General features: G+C 55.6%; 1 protein-coding gene. It reads left to right on the forward strand.

The genetic code is table 11. The annotated features are described in order from the left end of the window. The first annotated feature begins 187 nt into the window (after positions 1-187). Positions 188-1,135 (forward strand): IS110 family RNA-guided transposase, encoded by a 948-nt coding sequence (locus DC3_RS28785; RefSeq protein WP_146892272.1) that lies wholly within the window; start codon positions 188-190, stop codon positions 1,133-1,135. The last annotated feature ends 50 nt before the right edge of the window (positions 1,136-1,185 follow it).

A 1,185-nucleotide genomic window follows, 5' to 3' on the forward strand; every position in this document is an offset into this window, starting at 1 on the left:
CTTATATCCTTTCATTAGGGACGAGGTGCGATAGATCGCCATGTTGCGGGCTTCCAGAAGCCGAAAAGGAGTCAAGGTCGTCGCATCTTCTTCCTCCCAGTCGAGCTCGAACAGTGACCTGAACGAATTTCGAATCATAAGCCAGAGCCATGCTGGGAAGGTCCCTGAAACATCCCTGAGGTATCTGATGACCGAAAAAACGTATGTGGGAATCGATGTGGCCAAACACAAACTCGACGTGGCCGTGCTGGATACGGGTGAGAGCTTTCAGCAGCCCAACACCCAGGACGGGTGCAAAGCTGTTGTGGAACGACTTCAAGGCTTGCTGCCGGAGGTGTTGGTGGTGCTGGAAGCCACTGGAGGTCTCGAACAAGGGGTGGTCATTGCCCTGACTGAAGCCAAAATCCCGGTGGTGAAAGTCAATCCCAAGCAGGTCAAGGACTTCATTCGTGCTTCTGGACGCAAAGCCAAAACGGACGTGCTCGATGCCATGATGCTGGCCCTCTTTGGCAAAGCCCTGCAACCCGAAGTGCGGGAGTTGCCCGATGCGGACAGCCGTCATCTGACCGAGCTGTTGGCCCGTCGCAGGCAGGTTAGTGACCTGATCACCCAGGAAAAGAATCGGCTCTCTGTCGCCAGAGATGTGCGGGTGAGACGGGACATCCAGGAGACCATTGATTTTCTCGAGGACAAACAGAAAGGCCTGGAGCAGGAACTGCAGGACTTTCTGGAAAAGAATGCCAGCTGGAAGGCCAGGAAAGAACTGTTGATGTCGATGCCGGGCATCGGCAAGGTGACCGCCTGGACCTTGCTCTGTTGCCTTCCCGAACTGGGGATGCTCTCTGGGAAACAAATCAGTGCCCTGGCGGGGGTGGCCCCCTTCAACCATGACAGTGGACAGTTGAAAGGCAAACGAGCGATTTGGGGTGGACGGGCGGAGGTCAGGAAGGTGCTCTTTATGGCGTGCCTGAATGCGGTGCGCAAAAATCCCGCCTTGCAAGAGGTCTATCAGCGTCTGGTGGGGCGTGGGAAAGCGAAGAAGGTGGCGTTGGTGGCCTGCATGCGCAAGATGCTGGTGATGGTCAATGCCATGGTCAAATCGAACACGGCCTGGACGCTGAATCCTGCTGGATGAGCAGGTCAAATGGGTTCACCTCCCTTGACTTTCTTCACAGTGACTCCTTT

This window comes from Deinococcus cellulosilyticus NBRC 106333 = KACC 11606 (genome assembly GCF_007990775.1).
Classification (GTDB): Bacteria; Deinococcota; Deinococci; order Deinococcales; family Deinococcaceae; genus Deinococcus_C; species Deinococcus_C cellulosilyticus.

Excerpts from the sequence above, each read along its gene's own strand:
- DC3_RS28785 (WP_146892272.1), top strand. The coding sequence starts at position 188 with ATGACCGAAAAAACGTATGTGGGAATCGATGTGGCCAAACACAAACTC.